This window comes from Pantoea sp. Morm (genome assembly GCF_016643525.1).
Taxonomy (GTDB): domain Bacteria; phylum Pseudomonadota; class Gammaproteobacteria; order Enterobacterales; family Enterobacteriaceae; genus Pantoea; species Pantoea dispersa.
Genome location: NZ_VOQX01000025.1, coordinates 48,275 through 65,692, shown reverse-complemented (window position 1 = coordinate 65,692; position 17,418 = coordinate 48,275). Strand labels below are relative to the sequence as shown.

Genomic DNA, 17,418 nt, shown 5'->3' with positions numbered 1-17,418 from the left:
TCGCCGTTTAAAGTGGTACGCGAGCTGGGTTTAGAACGTCGTGAGACAGTTCGGTCCCTATCTGCCGTGGGCGCTGGAGAATTGAGGGGGGTTGCTCCTAGTACGAGAGGACCGGAGTGAACGCACCGCTGGTGTTCGGGTTGTCATGCCAATGGCACTGCCCGGTAGCTAAGTGCGGAAGAGATAAGTGCTGAAAGCATCTAAGCACGAAACTTGCCCCGAGATGAGTTCTCCCTGACCCTTTAAGGGTCCTGAAGGGACGTTGAAGACGACGACGTTGATAGGCCGGGTGTGTAAGCGCAGCGATGCGTTGAGCTAACCGGTACTAATGACCCGTGAGGCTTAACCTTACAACGCCAGAGGCGTTTTGGTCTGAGAGACCGAAAGAATTTTCAGCTTTGTTCACCGGATTACGTCCAGTGGATTTTGTGCTGTGACAAGGCGGCACGCGAGACGACGTGAAGGAGCATACAGAAGTATGTGACTGAGCGGCGCGAGCGGGGCAACGCAGTCAGAGCGCGAAAGACGCGGACGAAAACAGAATTTGCCTGGCGGCAACAGCGCGGTGGTCCCACCTGACCCCATGCCGAACTCAGAAGTGAAACGCCGTAGCGCCGATGGTAGTGTGGGGCCTCCCCATGCGAGAGTAGGGAACTGCCAGGCATCAATTTAAGACCCCTAATCGGGTCGTGACCTTCCCGGTGACGCGGAAAGGGCGAAACACCTGAAATCAGCGACGGTCTGAAATCAGTACAGAATCGGTGGAGCGGTAGTTCAGTTGGTTAGAATACCTGCCTGTCACGCAGGGGGTCGCGGGTTCGAGCCCCGTCCGTTCCGCCACTTAAATTGAGAAGCCCTGACTGTAAAGTCAGGGCTTTTTCATGTCCGCTAAAAACCTGCCATTGTTGAGTAAAACGCAAAATTCCTCTGCTCATAAGCGGATTTTTCAGCAACAATAAACCTGCCACAATACGCCTCATCGCAACATTCAACGCAATGATGAGGAAAACATGACAATCCCCGCTTTTGGTTTAGGAACATTTCGTCTGCAGGACGATGTTGTTATTCATTCAGTGAAAACCGCACTGGAACTTGGTTACCGCACCATCGATACCGCTCAAATTTATGAAAACGAAGCTGCCGTAGGTCAGGCTATTGCTGAAAGCGGCGTGGCTCGTGATGAGCTGTTTATCACTACTAAAATCTGGATTGAGAATCTCGCCGCCGACAAACTGATCCCCAGCCTGCAGCAGAGCCTGGCGAAACTGCGTACCGACTATGTCGATTTGACGCTGATTCACTGGCCATCGCCGGGTGCAGCGGTATCGGTCAAAGAGAGCATGCAGGCATTGATGGCAGCGAAAGAGGCGGGTTTGACGCGTCAGATTGGTATCTCTAACTTCCCGATTGCCCTGATGAAAGAGGCCATTGCCGCTGTGGGCGCAGAGAACATTGCGACCAACCAGATTGAGCTGCACCCGTTCCTGCAAAATCGCCAGGTCGTGGACTTCGCGAAACAGCAGGGCATTCATATCACTTCATACATGACGCTGGCATATGGCGAAGCGTTAAAAGAACAGGTGATAAAGCAGATTGCGCAGAAACATCAGGCCACACCCGCGCAGGTCGTCCTGGCGTGGGCACTGGCACTGGGTTATGCCGTGATTCCCTCCTCAACCAAGCGTGAGAACCTGGCCAGCAATATGGCGGCGCAGGATCTGACACTGGATGCGGACGACATGGCGCAAATCGCCGCGCTGGATCGCCAGCAGCGTCTGGTCAGCCCGGAAGGCCTGGCACCAGACTGGGATTAATTCTCCCGTGCATCAGCCCTGCACGCGCCAGGGCTGATCTCTGACCCACTCGCTGAGAAAATCAATAAAGGCCCGCACGCGCTGGCTCACCCCTAAATCGCTGTAATACACCGCATTAAAAGGCATCTCAACCGGTACCGACTGGTGCGCCAGCACCTCAACAAAAGTGCCCGCCGCAATTTCCGCATTCACCATGAAGTCCGACAGACAGGCGATACCCTGATCGTTAAGGCACAGCTGCTTAATCGTCTCTCCGCTGTTTGATGACATCGCCGCGTCAATTTCATACAGATCGCTGCCATTGGCCGACACGGGCCAGCGATTAAGACGAGGCGTCTCGACAAAACCGAGGCACTGATGATGTGCCAGCGCCTCCACCGACGCCGGCGTACCATATTTCGCCAGATAAGCTGGCGTAGCGACCATTTTACGATAGCTGGTGAACAGCAGCCGGGCACGCAGCGTGGAGTCGGTTAAATCCCCGGCACGAATAGCGACATCCACTTTACGATCAATCAGGTTGATAAAGCTTTCGGAAGAGATTAGCGATAGCGTGACCGCCGGATAGCGCTCGCGAAAGGGTTTAATCATCGGCATCAGCAGGTTAAGGATCACCGGTGTAGCCGCGTCGATGCGCAGCACGCCCTGTGGCGCCTGCTGGCGCTCAATCAGCTCATTCTCTGCTGTCGCCATCTCAAGGATCAGCTTCTGCACGCGCCGGAAATAGAGTTCGCCTTCATAAGTCAGCGCCAGCTGACGGGTGGTACGCGTCAGCAGCGACACGCCAAGCTTGTTCTCCAGCTTCTTCACCGTGCGGCTCACCGCCGAATTGGCCATCTGTAACTGCTCCGCTGCACGGCTAAAACTGCCGCTTTCCACCACAGCGATAAAGACTTTTAACTCCTCTGAAGATGCCTTCATTATGCCTCCTCAGGCAAAAGTTTATTGTTACTTTGCTTCTTTTTGTTATTAAAGCACGAGTCGATAATGGCGCCCATCAAAACATTATTGGGAGTCAACCATGCCACTTGCACTCTGGGCGCTGACCATCAGCGCCTTCGCTATCGGAACCACCGAGTTTGTTATCGTCGGGCTGATTCCGACCATCGCTGAACAGCTCAGCATTACGTTACCTTCTGCCGGGATGCTGGTATCCATCTACGCGCTTGGCGTAGCCGTCGGCGCGCCAGTGCTCACCGCCTTAACCGGCAAGCTGCCGCGCAAGCAGTTGCTGATGGGGCTGATGGCGCTGTTTACCGTCGGTAATCTGGTGGCCTGGCTGGCACCCAACTATGAAACGCTGGTGATGGCGCGTCTGCTGACCGGTCTGGCGCACGGTGTTTTCTTCTCCGTCGGCTCAACCATTGCGACCAGCCTGGTAAGCAAAGAGAAGGCCGCCAGTGCGATAGCCATCATGTTTGGCGGCTTAACCGTGGCGCTGGTCACCGGCGTACCGCTTGGCACACTGATTGGTCAGCATTTTGGCTGGCGTGAAAGTTTTCTGGCGGTCTCTCTGCTGGGCGTGATTGCGCTGGTCAGCAGTATGATACTGGTACCGCGTAACATCGCACAGCCGCCTGCCACCTCCCTGGCACAGCAGGCCGCGGTAATGATCAATCCGCGGCTGCTGCTGATTTACGCGATTACGGCGCTGGGCTACGGTGGCATCTTTACCACCTTCACCTTCCTGGCACCGATGATGCAGTCACTGGCCGGTTTCTCACCGACCGCCGTCAGTGGCGTGCTGCTGGGGTACGGTATTGCAGTGGCGATCGGGAATATCTGGGGCGGCAGGCTGGCCGATCGCCGCGGGGCGGTACCGGCGCTGACGCTGATTTTTATCGCGCTGGCCATACTGTTAGTGGTATTCCAGTTCACCGCCAGCATGCATTACCTCGCGCTGCTCACGGTGCTGGTGATGGGCGTCTTTGCCTTTGCTAACGTACCTGGCCTGCAGGTTTACGTGGTGCAAAAGGCTGAACACTATGCGCCAGGCGCAGTTGATGTCGCGTCAGGGCTGAATATCGCGGCCTTTAATATTGGCATCGCACTGGGTTCAACCGTCGGCGGTCACATCGTGGAACATTACGGTCTGGCGCAGACGCCATGGGTGGGTGCCGTCATCGTGTTTGCGGCTCTGCTGCTGGTCCGCCTCAGTGGCCAGCTGGATAAGCCGCGTGCGGCAGCCATCATTGAATAAGCCGCACAACAGCCTGCCGTATGGTGGGCTGTTGCCGTTGCTGGCTGTGAGGCGAATTCCGACAATCAATAACAGCAATTGAAACCCCGCGCTAAAATCCCTATAACAGTCAGGTGAAGTTGTAGTCGTAAATCAGCCAGGCGGGACAGTGCGAAAAAAAACTTATGCAATGCGGTATGTAGCAGGTCAGCCTGCTGAGCGGATTTTTCCGCCAGGGGCGATGCTGCATCTTGGGCAGGCGTTACCGCCCGGTGCACCGCTGCCAGCCGACCCAACCCTGCGCGTGCTGGTGTGGAATATATTCAAACAGCAGCGGGCAGACTGGATGTCAGTACTGCAGGGCTTCGGCAAAGATGCCCATCTGGTGCTGCTGCAGGAGGCGCAGACCACACCGGAACTGGTGCAGTTCGCCACCAGCAATTATCTTGCGGCCGATCAGGTGCCGGCCTTTGTGCTGCCACAACACCCCTCTGGCGTCATGACGCTGGCTTCTGCCCATCCGGTCTACTGCTGTCCGCTGCGTGAACGTGAGCCGCTACTGAGGCTGTCTAAATCCGCTCTGGTCACTGCCTATCCGCTTCCCACCGGCGAAATGCTGATGGTGGTGAACATTCATGCGGTCAATTTCAGCCTCGGCGTTGATGTGTACAGCAAACAGCTGGGGCCGATTGGCGAGCAAATCCAGCATCATCGCGGGCCGGTGATCATGGCCGGCGACTTCAATGCCTGGAGCCGCCAGCGTATGAACGCGCTCTACCGCTTTGCCCGTGAGATGGCGCTGCGCGAAGTAAACTTTACTGATGATCATCGACGCAAGGCATTTGGCCGCCCGCTGGATTTTGTCTTTTACCGCGACATGAAAGTCAGCGAGGCGTCGGTGCTGGTGACGCGTGCCTCTGACCACAATCCTCTGCTGGTTGAATTCAGTCCCGGCGCGGCTAAACGTTAAGCCAAGTGCTGCACGCCAAAGCGAATGATTAACAGCGCTGAAGCCGCATCCTGCTCAATAAACCACTTCAGACCGCTAAAGGCATGGCGCAGCGGCGATAATAATGAGGTTTGCGCGTAAGTGTGTCTGACTGCGGGAAAGGAAAAGGTAAATAATGAAAAAGGCTGACAAAAGTCAGCCTTTTCGGTGCATCAGGTATCAGGTGTTGCGCTATTCTTCACAAACAGCGTCAGCTTGTCGCCGGGCTGAATGTCTTTAGCGTCACTGTTCCAGCGCATCACGTCTTTGGTGTTAACACCGTGACGTTTGGCGATACTGGCAAAAGAATCACCCTTACGCACACGGTAGGTGATGCTGTTGCCGTTATCCGCCAGCTGCGACGCGCCAGCTTTGCTGCCAACGGTCAGTGTCTGACCGATGCGTACTGACGCACTGCGCAGGTTATTCTGCTGCTTCAGTGCACTAACGCTCACACCAAGCTTACTGGCAATGCCCGATAAGGTGTCGCCTTTGCGGACCTTATAGCTATTGCCTGCAGCGCTGACTTTCGCCAGCTCGCCGGGCTGTACCGCAGCAATATCACCGGAAGCCAGTGAATTGCGCAGCTGAGCCACGTTGGACTTTGGCACCATAATATAGTGCGGTCCGTTTGGCGCGGTGGTGCCGTTTTTATACCCGGCATTGAATGTCTTCAGCTTGCTGAGCGACATACCGGCCATATCTGCGGCCTGCGTCAGTTCAATCTGCTGTCCCACTTCAACGCGAGCCAGTGCACGGCTCTCATTGGCGGTTGGCAGCTTAATACCGTAGCGCTTGCTGTTCTTGAGAATATCACTCAGGGCCAGCATTTTAGGTACGTAAACCGTGGTCTCGCGTGGCAGCGATAAATGCCAGAAGTCGGTCGGCTTACCGCGCGCCTTGTTCTGTTTCATCGCCTTCAGCACACGCCCTTCACCGCTGTTATAGGCGGCGATGGTCAGTAACCAGTCACCGTCAAACATGCCGTTCAGACGCTGCATCATATCCAGCGCAACTTTGGTTGAGGCCACCACATCGCGGCGTCCGTCGTACCATTGGTTCTGTTTCAAACCATAGTTTTTGCCCGTTTGCGCAACGATCTGCCAGATGCCAGCGGCATTCGCAGTAGAGGTTGCGTGTGGGTCAAAAGCGCTCTCCACTATGGGTAGCAGTACCAGTTCCATCGGCATTTTACGTTTCTGTATCTGCTCGACAATCCAGTACATGTACGGCTCTGCCCGTAATGTTACATCGTGGAGATAGCTCTTATTTTTTAAGTACTTTGTTTTTTGTTCGCGGATTCGCGGGTTTTCCGGAATCCCCATCTTCAACTCGTCACTAATGTGATTCCAGAGATCAGTGTCTTCTGCGAGGCTGGTTCCATCATCTTGCCAGCGCGGCGACAACAAGCGATCTCCGTACTTTCCATTTTCACCTTGACCAGCTGAAGACAGACTCTGTGCATGCTGTACCGGGATACTGGCGTCATTCCTTGATGCCTGACATCCAACCAGCAAGACCGAGGCGAGTAATATCGCTTTAGCCTTCATGTGTGTGTCAATAGTTCGCTTAAAAGACGAGCAACTATACGTTAGCGACCGGCACAACACAACCAGAAATATCAAAAACGGTCTTTCTTCTCGCGTAGATCGGCAAAAGTCTGCCATAACGGAGCCGACGCCACATTAATGCCTAAAGCCTTTTGCAAATCAGGATCTTGCGTACGCAGGAATAAATTTATTTCACGCTCCAGCGCCAGTTTTGTTGGCAAAGTAATGCGATTTTCTGCGCGTAAGTCCTTAATTTGCTGATACCTTGCCAAAATTTTCGGGTCCTGAGGCAGAATAGCCGCAGCAAACTTCATATTGGATAAAGTGTATTCATGCGCACAGCAGATAAGCGTATCGGCAGGGAGTTGATTAAGCGCTTGAAACGACTCAAACATTTGCTGGGCAGTGCCTTCGAACAGTCGTCCGCAGCCACCCGAAAACATCGTATCGCCACAGAAAAGATAAGGTGAGCTGAAATATGAGATATGTCCTAAAGTGTGTCCAGGCGTTGCGATGACGCGGAAATTTAGCCCGAGCAGCGTAAATTCATCACCGTCACTGAGAATAGTGCGCGCGCCTTTATCGGCGGTCTCCTGCGGACCATAAACCTCAAGTTGCGGATAGTGCTCCAGCAGTTCGCTAACGCCGCCCACGTGATCGTGATGATGATGGGTCAGCAGAATGGCCTGCGGCTGCCAGTGATTGGCGTGAATTTTTTCCAGCACCGGTCGGGCTTCACCCGGATCGACGATCAGACAGCGTCCCTGTTCATCGTTCAGTGTCCAGATGTAGTTATCCTGCAACGCGGGAATACTGGTAAGATTCATAAACACCTCTCAGGTCGTAGAAAAAGGAAAATGGTAGAGCATGAAGCCAGCGAAAACACGCCAAATCCTGACTGCGCCGCGCTCCTGGCAGGATATGCCCTGGGGCGACTATTTCCGCGACGCGTTAACCCAGCAACTGCAACCGTATCTCGGCAAGCTGTACGGCTTTCATATGCTTAAAATTGGCAGCCTCAGCGCAGAAATCAATACCCGCCAGTGTGCCATATCGCATCAGGTTAATGTGGGCGATGAGGGCGATGGGCTGCACGTCATCGCCAGCGCAACGCAGTTGCCGTTTGAAGCCAAATCGATTGATGCCTGTCTGCTGGCGCACACGCTGGCCTGGAGCCAGGATCCGCACCGCGTATTGCGCGAAGTGGATCGCGTACTGATTGATGACGGCTGGATGATTATCAGCGGCTTCAATCCATTCAGCCTGCTGGGCATCAGTAAAGGCCTGCCCGGATTACAGCGCCGCGCACCGTGGAGTGGACGGATGTTCAGCCAGGTGCGCCTGCTCGACTGGCTGAGCTTACTCAATTATGAAGTGGTGTATCGTACGCGCTTTCAGGTGGTGCCGTGGCACCGCCAGGGCGGCAAGATGATCAGCACGCACCTGCCGGCGCTGGGCTGTCTGAATATCGTGGTTGCGCGTAAGCGCACCTTCCCGCTGACGCCGGGCAAAGTGAAGATGATGCCCGGCAAAACCCAGTTACGGCCAGCGGTCAATGCCACGCGGCAGTTTCGTGAAGCCAGCGATCAGGACTCAACCTGATAGCCAATATCGTCGAGGGAAGGATTGCCGGCAGCGCTGCGTGCCAGTTCATCACAGCGTTCGTTCTCCGGATGACCGGCATGGCCTTTTACCCACTCCCACTGAATCTTATGGGTACTGAGCGCCGCGTCGAGTCGCTGCCACAGATCAACGTTCTTCACCGGCTTCTTTTCTGCGGTTTTCCAGCCGCGCTTTTTCCAGTTGTGAATCCAGCTGGTGATGCCCTGGCGCACGTACTGGCTGTCGGTGCTGAGTACCACGTCACACGGCTGGGTCAGCGCTTCCAGTGCCACAATGGCCGCCATCAGCTCCATGCGATTATTGGTAGTAAGGCGGTAGCCGGCGCTGAATAATTTCTCGTGCTGGCGGTAGCGAAGAATGGCGCCGTAGCCGCCGGGACCGGGATTGCCCAGGCAGGATCCATCGGTGAATATTTCTACCTGTTTGCGCATCTCTGGTAGACTTCCTTCTGACAAAACGCCAAGTCTGACATAAAACGAGTCCTATGAGCACTGCAAATAACCGCCAGATCGTCCTCGATACCGAAACCACCGGCATGAACATGATCGGGGTGCATTACGAAGGACATCGCATCATTGAAATCGGTGCGGTTGAGGTGATCAACCGTCGCCTGACCGGCAACAACTTCCATATGTATCTCAAGCCCGATCGGCTGGTGGATCCGGAAGCGTTCGGCGTACACGGTATTGCCGATGAATTCCTCGCCGATAAGCCGACCTTTGCGCAAATCGCCGACGAATTCCTCGATTACATTCGCGGCGCGGAGCTGGTGATCCATAACGCTTCGTTCGACATCGGCTTTATGGATTACGAATTTGCCATGCTGCAGCGTGACATCGGCAAGACAGAAACCTTCTGTCAGATCACCGATAGCCTGGCGATGGCGCGTAAAATGTTCCCGGGCAAGCGCAACAGCCTGGATGCGCTGTGTAACCGTTTCGAGATCGATAACAGCAAACGTACGTTGCACGGCGCTTTGCTTGATGCCGAGATTCTGGCCGAAGTGTTCCTCACCATGACCGGCGGCCAGACCTCGCTGGCGTTTTCAATGGAAGGCGAGCAGAGCAATCAGGTGGCAGGTGAGCATATACAGCGCATCGTTCGTCCGGGCGCCGGCCTGCGCGTGGTTAGCGCCAGCGATGAAGAGATAATGGCGCATGAGAGCCGGCTCGATCTGGTGCAAAAGAAGGGCGGCAGCTGCCTGTGGCGTGCCTGAAACCGCTGATTTTGCGTGGAAAAGCGTCGTTAAGCTGAAAAAACCGGCAAACGAGAGATTCCCCTGCAAAAAGCGTTGACGAGGGATGAGGCTGCCATTAATATGCGCCTCGTTCCCGACGGGGAACAAAGCGCGGAGCGGTAGTTCAGTTGGTTAGAATACCTGCCTGTCACGCAGGGGGTCGCGGGTTCGAGCCCCGTCCGTTCCGCCAATCTCTTTAAAGAAGCCGATGCAGCAATGCATCGGCTTTTTGCTTTTCTAAATCATACCCATCTGGCGTACGGTCGCCATTCATGGCGACCACCAGCACATTAATCCTTCTGTACCGCCACTTCCGCACGATAGGTGGCTTGCGGCACCTCACGTTCGGCGCGCGCCAGCCAGCGGTAGCAGCCAGCGCCCAGCGCCACGCCGATGAACCAGCTGAAGTTTGCCACCGCGTGCAGGGACGGAATAAAGCTAATCACCAGACAAATGCCAACGGAAGGCAGCAGTGCAGCAATCGCTTTCGGATTGAAACCGCCGCGATACCAGTAGCGGCCTTTTGGCGTATCGTTGAACAGGTCATCAACGTACACCTTGCTGCGTTTGATCAGGTAGAAATCGGCGATCAGAATGCCAAACAGTGGCCCGATAAACGATCCCAGCACATCCAGCGTGTAGTGAATCAGCTCCGGCGACTGGAACAGATTCCACGGCGTCAACAGCACTGAACCCACGGCGGCAATCATGCCACCGGCGCGGAAGCTGATCTTCTGCGGTGAGCAGTTAGAGAAATCAAATGCTGGCGAAACGAAGTTCGCCACGATATTGATGCCGATGGTGGCGGTAATCATAGTCAGCAGCCCGATAGCGACCGCCACATCGTTGCCTACCATGCTCACGGTTTCGATCGGGTCGGTGATCATTTTGCCAAACAGCGACTGAGTACCCGAGACAATGACCACGGTCACAATCGAAAACAGCAGGAAGTTGAACGGCAGGCCCCAGCGGTTGCCGCGGCGAATCTCACCCATGCTTTTGCCGTAGCGCGAGAAGTCACCAAAGTTGAGCAGCGGACCGGAGAAATAAGAGACCACCAACGCGGTCGCGGTAATCATCTGCCAGGTTTGCTCGCCCGCGCTCAGTGATTTACTGGCGAGGGTGAAGGAGATACCGTCAAAACCGGTTTTGTATACAATCCAGCCCGCCAGCGCCACCATCACCACGTATACCGCCGGACCGGCGATATCGATAAAGCGTTTAATCGCGCTCATGCCATGCCAGAATACCATCGCCTGCAGCAGCCACATTACGCCGAAACAGCACCAGCCAAGCTGCGACAGGCCGAGCCAGCTGCTCTGCGTCATGCTGCTTAACGACGGGTAGAACTTCAGCAGCACCAGCATCAGCGCATTCGCCGCCAGATAGGTCTGAATGCCGTACCAGGCGAAGGCGATCAGCCCGCGAATCACCGCCGGGATGTTGGCCCCGAACACGCCAAATGCCTGACGCGAAATCACCGCATAAGGCACGCCGGCCATCTGGCTCGGCTTTGCCACCAGGTTAGCGCACAGCTGCACGATGCAAATTCCCACCAGCAGACACAGCAGCACCTGCCAGCTGGCCAGACCGAGGGTGAAGAAGCTGGCCGCCACTACATAACCCCCCATGCTGTGCACGTCCGACATCCAGAACGAAAAAATGTTGTACCACGACCAGCTCTGGTTGCGGGTCGGCGCCAGGTCGTCGTTACACAGACGCGGGCTGTAATGGGCGTTGGCTTCAGAGGCCACCGCAGAGGTCACTTCAGAATGATTTGGCATGAAACCTGCTCCTCTTAACTTCATGGAAAAATAATGACAGCGTGAAACGGTATTGCAGGATCCAGGCCAGAATTGATTTCTTGTATACAAAAAATGAATTTCACGTATACGATGTCTGCATGCAGTCACTTGCCGGAGCGGGAAATGAAGAGTGAAACAGGCCAGAAAACGGCTGCCGATCTGAATGACAGAGACGAACCTATCTATCAGGCGTTGCTGAACGCCATCGTGGAGCACCAGCTGCCGCCGGGCAGCAAATTGCCGGAAGAGGCGCTGTCGGAGGTGTTTGGCGTCAGCCGCACCGGCATTCGTAAGGTGCTGCAGCGCCTCGCGGCGGTGCAAATGATCACCCTGTCGCCCAGACGTGGTGCACAGGTGGCGACGCCGGGCGTGGAGGAAGCGCGCGACATCTTCGCCACGCGCAGCCTGCTGGAGTGCGCCAACCTGCCGGCGGTGCTGGCGCATCTGCAGCCGCCGCATCTCGCCGCGCTAAGTGGCTTAATTGCCGACGAGCAGCAGGCGCACCAGCAGCATGACGGGGCCGCCGCCATCCGTCTGTCTGCGGCTTTTCATATCCAGCTGCAGGCGATTTCCGGCAACCAGGTGCTAACTGACATGGTGACGCGCCTGACGCAGCGCTCCTCGCTGGTGATCGCCGCTTACGGTGCACCGTGGCAGCGCGGCTGTCGTTGCGATCATCACGATCGGCTGGTGGATCTGCTGCGGCAAAACGATCTGCCGGCGTTAACCACGGCGCTGCAGCATCACTTCGAACATATCGTCGCCAGCCTGCACTTTGAACGCAGCGGCGAAACCCTGCCTGATTTCACCCGGTTATTTGCCGGTCATAAAGGAGCGGCATCATGAGCCTGATCCAGGTGATCAACCCGAATACCAGCGCCGCCATGACGGCGACCATCGGCGCAGCGGCGCGCGCCGTGGCCGCGCCTGGCACGGAGATTCTGGCGGTGTGCCCGAGCGAGGGCGTGCCCTCCATTGAAGGGCACTTTGATGAAGCGATTGCCGCGGTGGGCGTGCTGGAACAGGTAAAACGCGGCAAAGAGCAGGGCGTCAGCGGCCACATCATCGCCTGCTTTGGCGATCCGGGACTGCTGGCGGCGCGCGAACTGGCGAGCGGACCGGTGATTGGCATTGCCGAAGCGGCGATGCACACCGCGACGCTGGTGGCGACGCGCTTTTCGATTGTCACCACGCTGCCGCGCACGCTGGTGATCGCCCGCCATCTGCTGCAGCAATACGGATTCAGCCATCACTGTGCCGCGCTGCACGCCATTGACCTGCCGGTGCTGGCGCTTGAGGACGGCAGCGGCGTCGCGCAGGAGAAAGTGCGTGAGCGCTGTCTGCAGGCGAAACGTGAAGATGGCAGCGGCGCGATTGTGCTGGGCTGCGGCGGCATGGCGTCGCTGGCGCAGGACCTGACTAAAGAGCTGGGCCTGCCGGTGATTGATGGCGTCAGTGCGGCGGTGAAAATGGTCGAGTCATTACTGGCGCTGGGCTTTGGTACCAGCAAACACGGCGATCTGGCTTACCCGATTAAAAAACCGCTCAGTGCGGCATTTCAGCACCTAAACTAAGGGCTGGTTGAGGACTGATGACAGGAACTTGCAGAATGAGTGATGTATCTGAAAAGAAAGAGTACAGCTTCAACAAAAATTATCCGCGCGATCTGATTGGCTATGCGGGCCAGCCGCCGCACGCGCAGTGGCCGGGTGAGGCGCGGGTGGCGGTGCAGTTCGTGCTCAATTATGAAGAGGGCGCTGAAAACAATGTGCTGCACGGTGACGCGGGCTCTGAGCAGTTTCTCTCCGACATCATCGGTGCCGCCAGCTATGCCGATCGCCACATGTCGATGGATTCCCTGTATGAGTACGGCTCGCGTGCCGGTTTCTGGCGCATCCATCAGGAGTTTCAGCAGCGCGGCCTGCCGCTGACCATCTTTGGCGTCGCGATGGCGCTGGCGCGGCATCCGCAGATTGTCGAGGCCATCAAAGCCGCCGATTACGATGTGGTCAGCCACGGCTGGCGCTGGATTCACTATCAGGGGATGGATGCCAAAACCGAGCGTCAGCACATGCAGCAGGCAGTGGACGTGCTCACCGAGTTATTCGGTAAAGCCCCCACCGGCTGGTATACCGGGCGCGACAGCCCCAATACGCGGCGGCTGGTGGTCGAGCAGGGCGGCTTCAGCTACGACAGCGATTACTACGGTGACGATCTGCCGTTCTGGACGCAGGTTACCTGTCAGGACGGCACGGTGAAGCCGCATCTGATCATTCCCTACACGCTGGAGTGCAACGACATGCGCTTCGCCACGCCGCAGGGATTCAACACCGCCGAGCAGTTCTATACCTATCTGCGCGATACCTTTGATGTGCTGTATGAAGAGGGCGCGACGGCGCCGAAGATGATGTCGATTGGCATGCACTGCCGTCTGCTGGGGCGTCCGGGGAAATTCCGCGCGCTGCAGCGTTTCCTCGACCATATTCAGCAGCACGACAAGGTGTGGGTGTGCACGCGTCAGCAGATTGCCGATCACTGGATGAAGACGCATCCGGCTGCCTGAGCGGCCTTACCTTCCACGGATGTCAGGTCGTTTTTGCCCTCTCTTGTCAGGAGAGGGCAACACTCGCGCCCGCCTCAGCTCATCAAACTCACCTGCGCCGCCACGATGCGCCAGCCGCACGGCAGCCGTACCCAGGTCTGCTGCTGACGGCCGATCTTTTCTACGCCCTCGCGGGTGAACTCGGTGCTGCACACCGCATAGTCATCGCCAAAAGTGGTGATGACCGTATTGCGCAGCGTGCGATCGAGCCCCTTTGACGGACGCGCCGCGCGAAAGGCGCGAATCTCGTCAATCCCGTACAGATTCTCTCCGGCACCGAGTCGCACCGTACGCGCATCGTGCCAGAACAACTCGTCCAGCACCGCGACATCATTGCTCACCAGCGCCTGCTCGTAGCGGTAAAACGCGGCGGTGACTTCAGCCAGTATCGCCGGACGATCGATATGTTCAGGTGTCATCTTCAGGCATCCATAAAAGAGGTTTGTGGCAGCGTCACACCCTGCTGCTGCAGTACCCAGGCGGCGCGCAGCGCCAGCTGTTCGTTAAACGGCGCGGCAATCAGCTGCAGGCCAATCGGCAAACCGCTGGCGGTGAGCAGCGGTACGCTACACACCGGCAGGCCGAGGAACGAAATCGGCTGCGTCAACATGCCCATGCTGGCGCGTGTCGGCAAATCCTGACCGTTGATATGAATGGTTTCCTGGCCGATGGTGGTGGCGGTACAGGGCGTGGCCGGGGCGATCAGCACGTCATAATGGTCGAACAGCGGCAGCACCTGCTGCTGGAAGTGACGGCGAAAACGCTGGGCCTGCACATACCACGCGGCGGGCAGCATCGCGCCAGCCAGCAGGCGTTCGCGTGAATTCGGCTCAAAGCGTTCTGGCTGGGTGCGCAGCGCCGGCAGATAGTGATTGCCGCCTTCCGCGGCGGTCATGATAAACGCGGCCGAGCGCGCCAGTTCGGCCTGGAGCAGCGTCACTTCTTCTGTCGCGCCGAGCGCGCTGGCCGCTACCGCCACCGCCGCGCGCGCCTCATCGCTGCACCAGTCAGCAAAAAAGCCGCCCAGCACCACGCTGCGCAGCTTTTCGCTGCCTGCAGAGAGCCTGTCACTGACCGGTTCCGCAGGCCGCGCCGCCTGGAATGCATCGCTGGCGTCGCCGCCCTGCAGCGCATCGTAGACCAGACTCAAATCTTCCACCGAGCGGGCAAACGGACCGATGTGGTCGAGGCTGGCGACAAACGGATGGCTGCCGCTGCGCGACAGACGACCAAAGGTGGGTTTCAGGCCGAAAATGCCGCACAGCGAAGCAGGCACGCGAATCGAACCGTTGGTGTCAGTGCCGAGTGAAAAGTGCACCAGCCCGGCGGCGACGGCTGCCGCGGAACCGCCAGATGAGCCGCCGGCCACGCGCGACAGATCACGCGGGTTGCGGGTGGCACCATAATGGGTGTTCTCGGTGGTAAAGCCGTAAGCGTAGGCGTCCATATTCAGCATGCCGGAGAGCAGCGCGCCGCTCTGCTGCAACCTGGAGACCGCCCACGCATCCTGCTGTGCCACCGGCCGCTCGCTGAACAGGCTGGCACCGGCAAGCGTGCTGTGACCGGCGACGTCAAACAAGTTTTTTACCGCATAGGGAATGCCAGCCAGCGCCGGCAGCGGCTCGCCGCGCTGACGCTGCTGATCCAGCCGTTCGGCTTCCCGCAGCATGCGCTGCGCGGTGACGGCGGTCCAGGCGTTAATGGCCGGGTTATGCTGTTCAATGGCGGCCAGCGTCTGTTGTGCGATGTCGCGCGCGCTGAGATCGCCCTGCGCCAGTGCCTGCTGCAGCTGGCTAATCGATAAGGCTGCCAGCGTCATGGATGAAATACTCCCGCCACTTCCAGGCGATCGTCCAGCGGCAGCGCCATCAGCGGCTGCGCCATTGCGGCGATACGGTTAAACTGCGTCAGCAGCTCGGCGCGGCGCGTGTCGTCCAGCTCCAGCGCCAGAATCTGTTCCATTTGGGCGATATAGGCCGCCCAGTCCGGTTGTGCACTCATGATTGTCTCCGTTAAAAACCGGCAGCGCTGCCGTTGCTGCGCGGATCAAACGCGCCTTCCAGCATGCCATTGTTGTGTCTGACGATGGCGCCAGCGTGGCCCACCACTTCACTGTATTCAGCCAGCAGTTCGACCTCATGACCGAGCGCGCGCAGTTGCTGCACGGTTTCAGGCGCGATGCGCGCCTCCAGCTTGAGGGAGTCCGAGGATTGGCCCCACGTGCGGCCAAGCAGCCAGCGCGGTGCGCTGACCGCCTGCTGCAGCGGCTGGCTCTGAATGACATAGCGGGTAAAGATCGCTGCCTGGGTTTGCGGCTGGCCATCACCGCCCATTGAGCCGTACACCAGCGTGCGGCCATCCTTCAGGCGCGCCGCCGCTGGATTGAGCGTATGGAACGGCTGTTTGCCCGGTGCCAGCGTCAGCAGGTGATCCGGCTGCAGGCTGAACGCCGCGCCACGGTTTTGCCAGGTAATACCGGTGCCGGGCAGCACGACGCCGCTGCCAAATTCGTGGTAAATGCTCTGGATAAAGGAGACCGCCAGGCCGCTGCTGTCCATCACGCCCATCCACACGGTATCGCCCGGTCCGCGTCCGGTGCCCCAGGGCGCGGCGCGATCGTCCTGCACCTGCGCGGCCAGCGTGCCGAGATAATCGGCATTCAGCAGCGACTGCACATCAATCGCCATGTGACGCGGATCGGTGATGTGTTGATCGCGCAAGGCAAAGGCCTGTTTGGTGGCTTCAACGATGCGGTGCACCGTCTGCGCTTCACTGGCGTCGGCCATCGCCAGACGATCGGTGATCCCGAGGATCGCCAGCGATACCAGCCCCTGCGTTGGCGGCGTCATGTTCCAGATATCGCCTTCGCTGTGCGCGAGGTGCAGCGGCGTGCAGCGCCGGGCGCGCTGCCGGTGTAAATCGTCCAGCGTAATCGGCATGCCGAGCGCGCCCATTTCGCGTGCCAGATGGTGCGCCAGCTCACCGCGATAAAAGCTCTCCAGCCCTTGCTCGCTCAGCACGCTCAGCGTCTGCGCCAGCGCCGGCTGGGTAAAACGACTGCCGGCAGCGGGCGGTGCGCCATCAGGCAGAAAGGTGGCAGCAAAACCGGGCTGATGTTGCAGCTCATGCTGTTTTGCCGCCGTCGCTGCCGCCTGCGAGGCGGTGACCGGAATGCCATCGGCTGCATAGCGAATCGCATCGCGCAGCAAACGGCTCAGCGGCAGCGGCGTCGCGCCCAGTTCGTGCGCCAGCGCCAGCGCTTCCTGCCAGCCGCTGACGGTGCCGGCAACCGTCAGTGCCGCTTTAGGGCCGCGATGCGGAATGTGGCTCTCACCGTGATAGAAGTCGGGGTGCGCCAGCGAACCGGCGGCGCCGCTGGCATCGATAGCAATCGGATCGCCACCCGGCGGCACTACCAGCCAGAAGCCGTCGCCGCCGAGGCCATTCATGTGCGGATAGACCACCGCAATGGTCGCCGCGGCGGCCACCATCGCTTCCAGCGCGTTGCCGCCTTCACGCAGAACCGCCAGTGCGCTTTCGCTGGCAAGGTGATGTGGCGTCACCGCCATGCCCATCGGGGCCATATTGCTCTGAATCATAGTGAACTGTTCCCGGATTAT

General features: G+C 58.0%; 16 protein-coding genes, 2 tRNA genes, 2 rRNA genes and 1 pseudogene. 12 read left to right on the top strand and 9 right to left on the bottom strand.

Annotated features, from left to right (window positions below; all coding sequences use genetic code 11):
- The 4 genes from FT726_RS11290 to dkgB all read left to right on the top strand — a co-directional run.
- Window positions 1-350 (top strand): 23S ribosomal RNA (locus FT726_RS11290); the annotation flags it as partial.
- Between the two features lie 197 nt (window positions 351-547).
- Window positions 548-663, top strand: a 5S ribosomal RNA gene (gene rrf / locus FT726_RS11285).
- Window positions 664-763: 100 nt separating this feature from the next.
- Window positions 764-840, top strand: a tRNA-Asp gene (locus FT726_RS11280).
- Window positions 841-1,010: 170 nt separating this feature from the next.
- A complete protein-coding gene (dkgB, locus tag FT726_RS11275) occupies window positions 1,011-1,814 on the top strand; it encodes a 2,5-didehydrogluconate reductase DkgB (RefSeq protein ID WP_346302814.1) in 804 nt (267 codons plus the stop codon).
- A 12-nt stretch (window positions 1,815-1,826) separates the two neighbouring features.
- Here the strand turns inward: dkgB and yafC are convergent, their stop codons facing one another.
- Window positions 1,827-2,735 carry a DNA-binding transcriptional regulator YafC gene (gene yafC / locus FT726_RS11270; RefSeq protein WP_125310440.1) on the bottom strand — a complete coding sequence of 303 codons (909 nt, stop codon included), beginning with the start codon at window positions 2,733-2,735 and terminating at the stop codon, window positions 1,827-1,829.
- Window positions 2,736-2,835: 100 nt separating this feature from the next.
- On the opposite strand from yafC, the gene FT726_RS11265 reads away from it, so the two are divergent.
- Window positions 2,836-4,014 (top strand): MFS transporter, encoded by a 1,179-nt coding sequence (locus FT726_RS11265; RefSeq protein ID WP_125310438.1) that lies wholly within the window; start codon window positions 2,836-2,838, stop codon window positions 4,012-4,014.
- A gap of 148 nt (window positions 4,015-4,162) precedes the next feature.
- Window positions 4,163-4,963, top strand: coding sequence for an endonuclease/exonuclease/phosphatase family protein (locus tag FT726_RS11260; RefSeq protein ID WP_031279675.1), 801 nt, complete (start codon window positions 4,163-4,165; stop codon window positions 4,961-4,963).
- Between the two features lie 191 nt (window positions 4,964-5,154).
- Here FT726_RS11260 and mltD read toward each other — a convergent pair whose 3' ends face one another.
- On the bottom strand, window positions 5,155-6,531 hold the full coding sequence (mltD, locus tag FT726_RS11255) for a murein transglycosylase D (RefSeq protein WP_288421317.1): 1,377 nt from the start codon (window positions 6,529-6,531) through the stop codon (window positions 5,155-5,157).
- A 71-nt stretch (window positions 6,532-6,602) separates the two neighbouring features.
- Window positions 6,603-7,358 carry a hydroxyacylglutathione hydrolase gene (gene gloB, locus FT726_RS11250; RefSeq protein ID WP_346302813.1) on the bottom strand — a complete coding sequence of 252 codons (756 nt, stop codon included), beginning with the start codon at window positions 7,356-7,358 and terminating at the stop codon, window positions 6,603-6,605.
- 40 nt (window positions 7,359-7,398) lie between these two features.
- On the opposite strand from gloB, the gene FT726_RS11245 reads away from it, so the two are divergent.
- Window positions 7,399-8,133 carry a class I SAM-dependent methyltransferase gene (locus FT726_RS11245; protein ID WP_021507307.1) on the top strand — a complete coding sequence of 245 codons (735 nt, stop codon included), beginning with the start codon at window positions 7,399-7,401 and terminating at the stop codon, window positions 8,131-8,133.
- Here the strand turns inward: FT726_RS11245 and rnhA are convergent.
- Window positions 8,118-8,685: pseudogene (rnhA, locus tag FT726_RS11240) on the bottom strand (ribonuclease HI). The gene FT726_RS11245 and the pseudogene rnhA sit on opposite strands and share 16 nt — an antisense overlap.
- On the opposite strand from rnhA, the gene dnaQ reads away from it, so the two are divergent.
- Window positions 8,639-9,370, top strand: a complete 732-nt coding sequence (dnaQ, locus tag FT726_RS11235; protein ID WP_058776026.1) for a DNA polymerase III subunit epsilon — start codon at window positions 8,639-8,641, stop codon at window positions 9,368-9,370. The pseudogene rnhA and the gene dnaQ overlap by 47 nt on opposite strands.
- A 134-nt stretch (window positions 9,371-9,504) precedes the next feature.
- Window positions 9,505-9,581: transfer RNA gene (locus FT726_RS11230), tRNA-Asp, on the top strand.
- 100 nt (window positions 9,582-9,681) lie between these two features.
- Here the strand turns inward: FT726_RS11230 and FT726_RS11225 are convergent.
- A complete protein-coding gene (locus FT726_RS11225; RefSeq protein WP_021507305.1) occupies window positions 9,682-11,175 on the bottom strand; it encodes an NCS1 family nucleobase:cation symporter-1 in 1,494 nt (497 codons plus the stop codon).
- A 144-nt stretch (window positions 11,176-11,319) separates the two neighbouring features.
- Between FT726_RS11225 and FT726_RS11220 the strand changes: the two genes are divergently transcribed.
- The 3 genes from FT726_RS11220 to puuE are packed head-to-tail and all read left to right on the top strand — an operon-like array spanning window position 11,320 to window position 13,759.
- Window positions 11,320-12,042, top strand: a complete 723-nt coding sequence (locus tag FT726_RS11220) for a GntR family transcriptional regulator (RefSeq protein ID WP_058758029.1) — start codon at window positions 11,320-11,322, stop codon at window positions 12,040-12,042.
- A complete protein-coding gene (gene hpxA / locus FT726_RS11215) occupies window positions 12,039-12,770 on the top strand; it encodes an allantoin racemase (protein ID WP_150058542.1) in 732 nt (243 codons plus the stop codon). The genes FT726_RS11220 and hpxA overlap by 4 nt, the downstream gene beginning before the upstream one ends.
- A 35-nt stretch (window positions 12,771-12,805) precedes the next feature.
- Window positions 12,806-13,759 carry an allantoinase PuuE gene (gene puuE / locus FT726_RS11210; RefSeq protein ID WP_021507302.1) on the top strand — a complete coding sequence of 318 codons (954 nt, stop codon included), beginning with the start codon at window positions 12,806-12,808 and terminating at the stop codon, window positions 13,757-13,759.
- 74 nt (window positions 13,760-13,833) lie between these two features.
- On the opposite strand, the gene hpxZ is transcribed toward puuE, so the two are convergent.
- The 4 genes from hpxZ to FT726_RS11190 are packed head-to-tail and all read right to left on the bottom strand — an operon-like array spanning window position 13,834 to window position 17,397.
- Entirely contained in the window at window positions 13,834-14,217 is a 384-nt protein-coding gene (gene hpxZ, locus FT726_RS11205) for an oxalurate catabolism protein HpxZ (protein WP_058769325.1), read from the bottom strand.
- A 2-nt stretch (window positions 14,218-14,219) separates the two neighbouring features.
- Entirely contained in the window at window positions 14,220-15,617 is a 1,398-nt protein-coding gene (locus FT726_RS11200; RefSeq protein WP_346302812.1) for an AtzE family amidohydrolase, read from the bottom strand.
- Window positions 15,614-15,799: an oxalurate catabolism protein HpxX gene (hpxX, locus tag FT726_RS11195; protein ID WP_058758026.1), complete on the bottom strand. Its 186-nt coding sequence runs from the start codon at window positions 15,797-15,799 to the stop codon at window positions 15,614-15,616. Before hpxX ends, FT726_RS11200 begins: the two co-directional genes overlap by 4 nt.
- Window positions 15,800-15,810: 11 nt before the next feature.
- Entirely contained in the window at window positions 15,811-17,397 is a 1,587-nt protein-coding gene (locus FT726_RS11190) for a gamma-glutamyltransferase family protein (RefSeq protein WP_346302811.1), read from the bottom strand.
- Window positions 17,398-17,418: the final 21 nt, after the last annotated feature.

Coding starts and splice junctions, on each gene's coding strand:
- puuE (WP_021507302.1), top strand. CDS start 12,806: ATGAGTGATGTATCTGAAAAGAAAGAGTACAGCTTCAACAAAAATTAT.
- mltD (WP_288421317.1), bottom strand. CDS start 6,531: ATGAAGGCTAAAGCGATATTACTCGCCTCGGTCTTGCTGGTTGGATGT.
- dkgB (WP_346302814.1), top strand. CDS start 1,011: ATGACAATCCCCGCTTTTGGTTTAGGAACATTTCGTCTGCAGGACGAT.
- hpxA (WP_150058542.1), top strand. CDS start 12,039: ATGAGCCTGATCCAGGTGATCAACCCGAATACCAGCGCCGCCATGACG.
- hpxX (WP_058758026.1), bottom strand. CDS start 15,799: ATGAGTGCACAACCGGACTGGGCGGCCTATATCGCCCAAATGGAACAG.
- FT726_RS11200 (WP_346302812.1), bottom strand. CDS start 15,617: ATGACGCTGGCAGCCTTATCGATTAGCCAGCTGCAGCAGGCACTGGCG.
- yafC (WP_125310440.1), bottom strand. CDS start 2,735: ATGAAGGCATCTTCAGAGGAGTTAAAAGTCTTTATCGCTGTGGTGGAA.
- FT726_RS11190 (WP_346302811.1), bottom strand. CDS start 17,397: ATGATTCAGAGCAATATGGCCCCGATGGGCATGGCGGTGACGCCACAT.
- gloB (WP_346302813.1), bottom strand. CDS start 7,358: ATGAATCTTACCAGTATTCCCGCGTTGCAGGATAACTACATCTGGACA.
- FT726_RS11225 (WP_021507305.1), bottom strand. CDS start 11,175: ATGCCAAATCATTCTGAAGTGACCTCTGCGGTGGCCTCTGAAGCCAAC.
- FT726_RS11265 (WP_125310438.1), top strand. CDS start 2,836: ATGCCACTTGCACTCTGGGCGCTGACCATCAGCGCCTTCGCTATCGGA.
- hpxZ (WP_058769325.1), bottom strand. CDS start 14,217: ATGACACCTGAACATATCGATCGTCCGGCGATACTGGCTGAAGTCACC.
- FT726_RS11245 (WP_021507307.1), top strand. CDS start 7,399: ATGAAGCCAGCGAAAACACGCCAAATCCTGACTGCGCCGCGCTCCTGG.
- FT726_RS11220 (WP_058758029.1), top strand. CDS start 11,320: ATGAAGAGTGAAACAGGCCAGAAAACGGCTGCCGATCTGAATGACAGA.
- dnaQ (WP_058776026.1), top strand. CDS start 8,639: ATGAGCACTGCAAATAACCGCCAGATCGTCCTCGATACCGAAACCACC.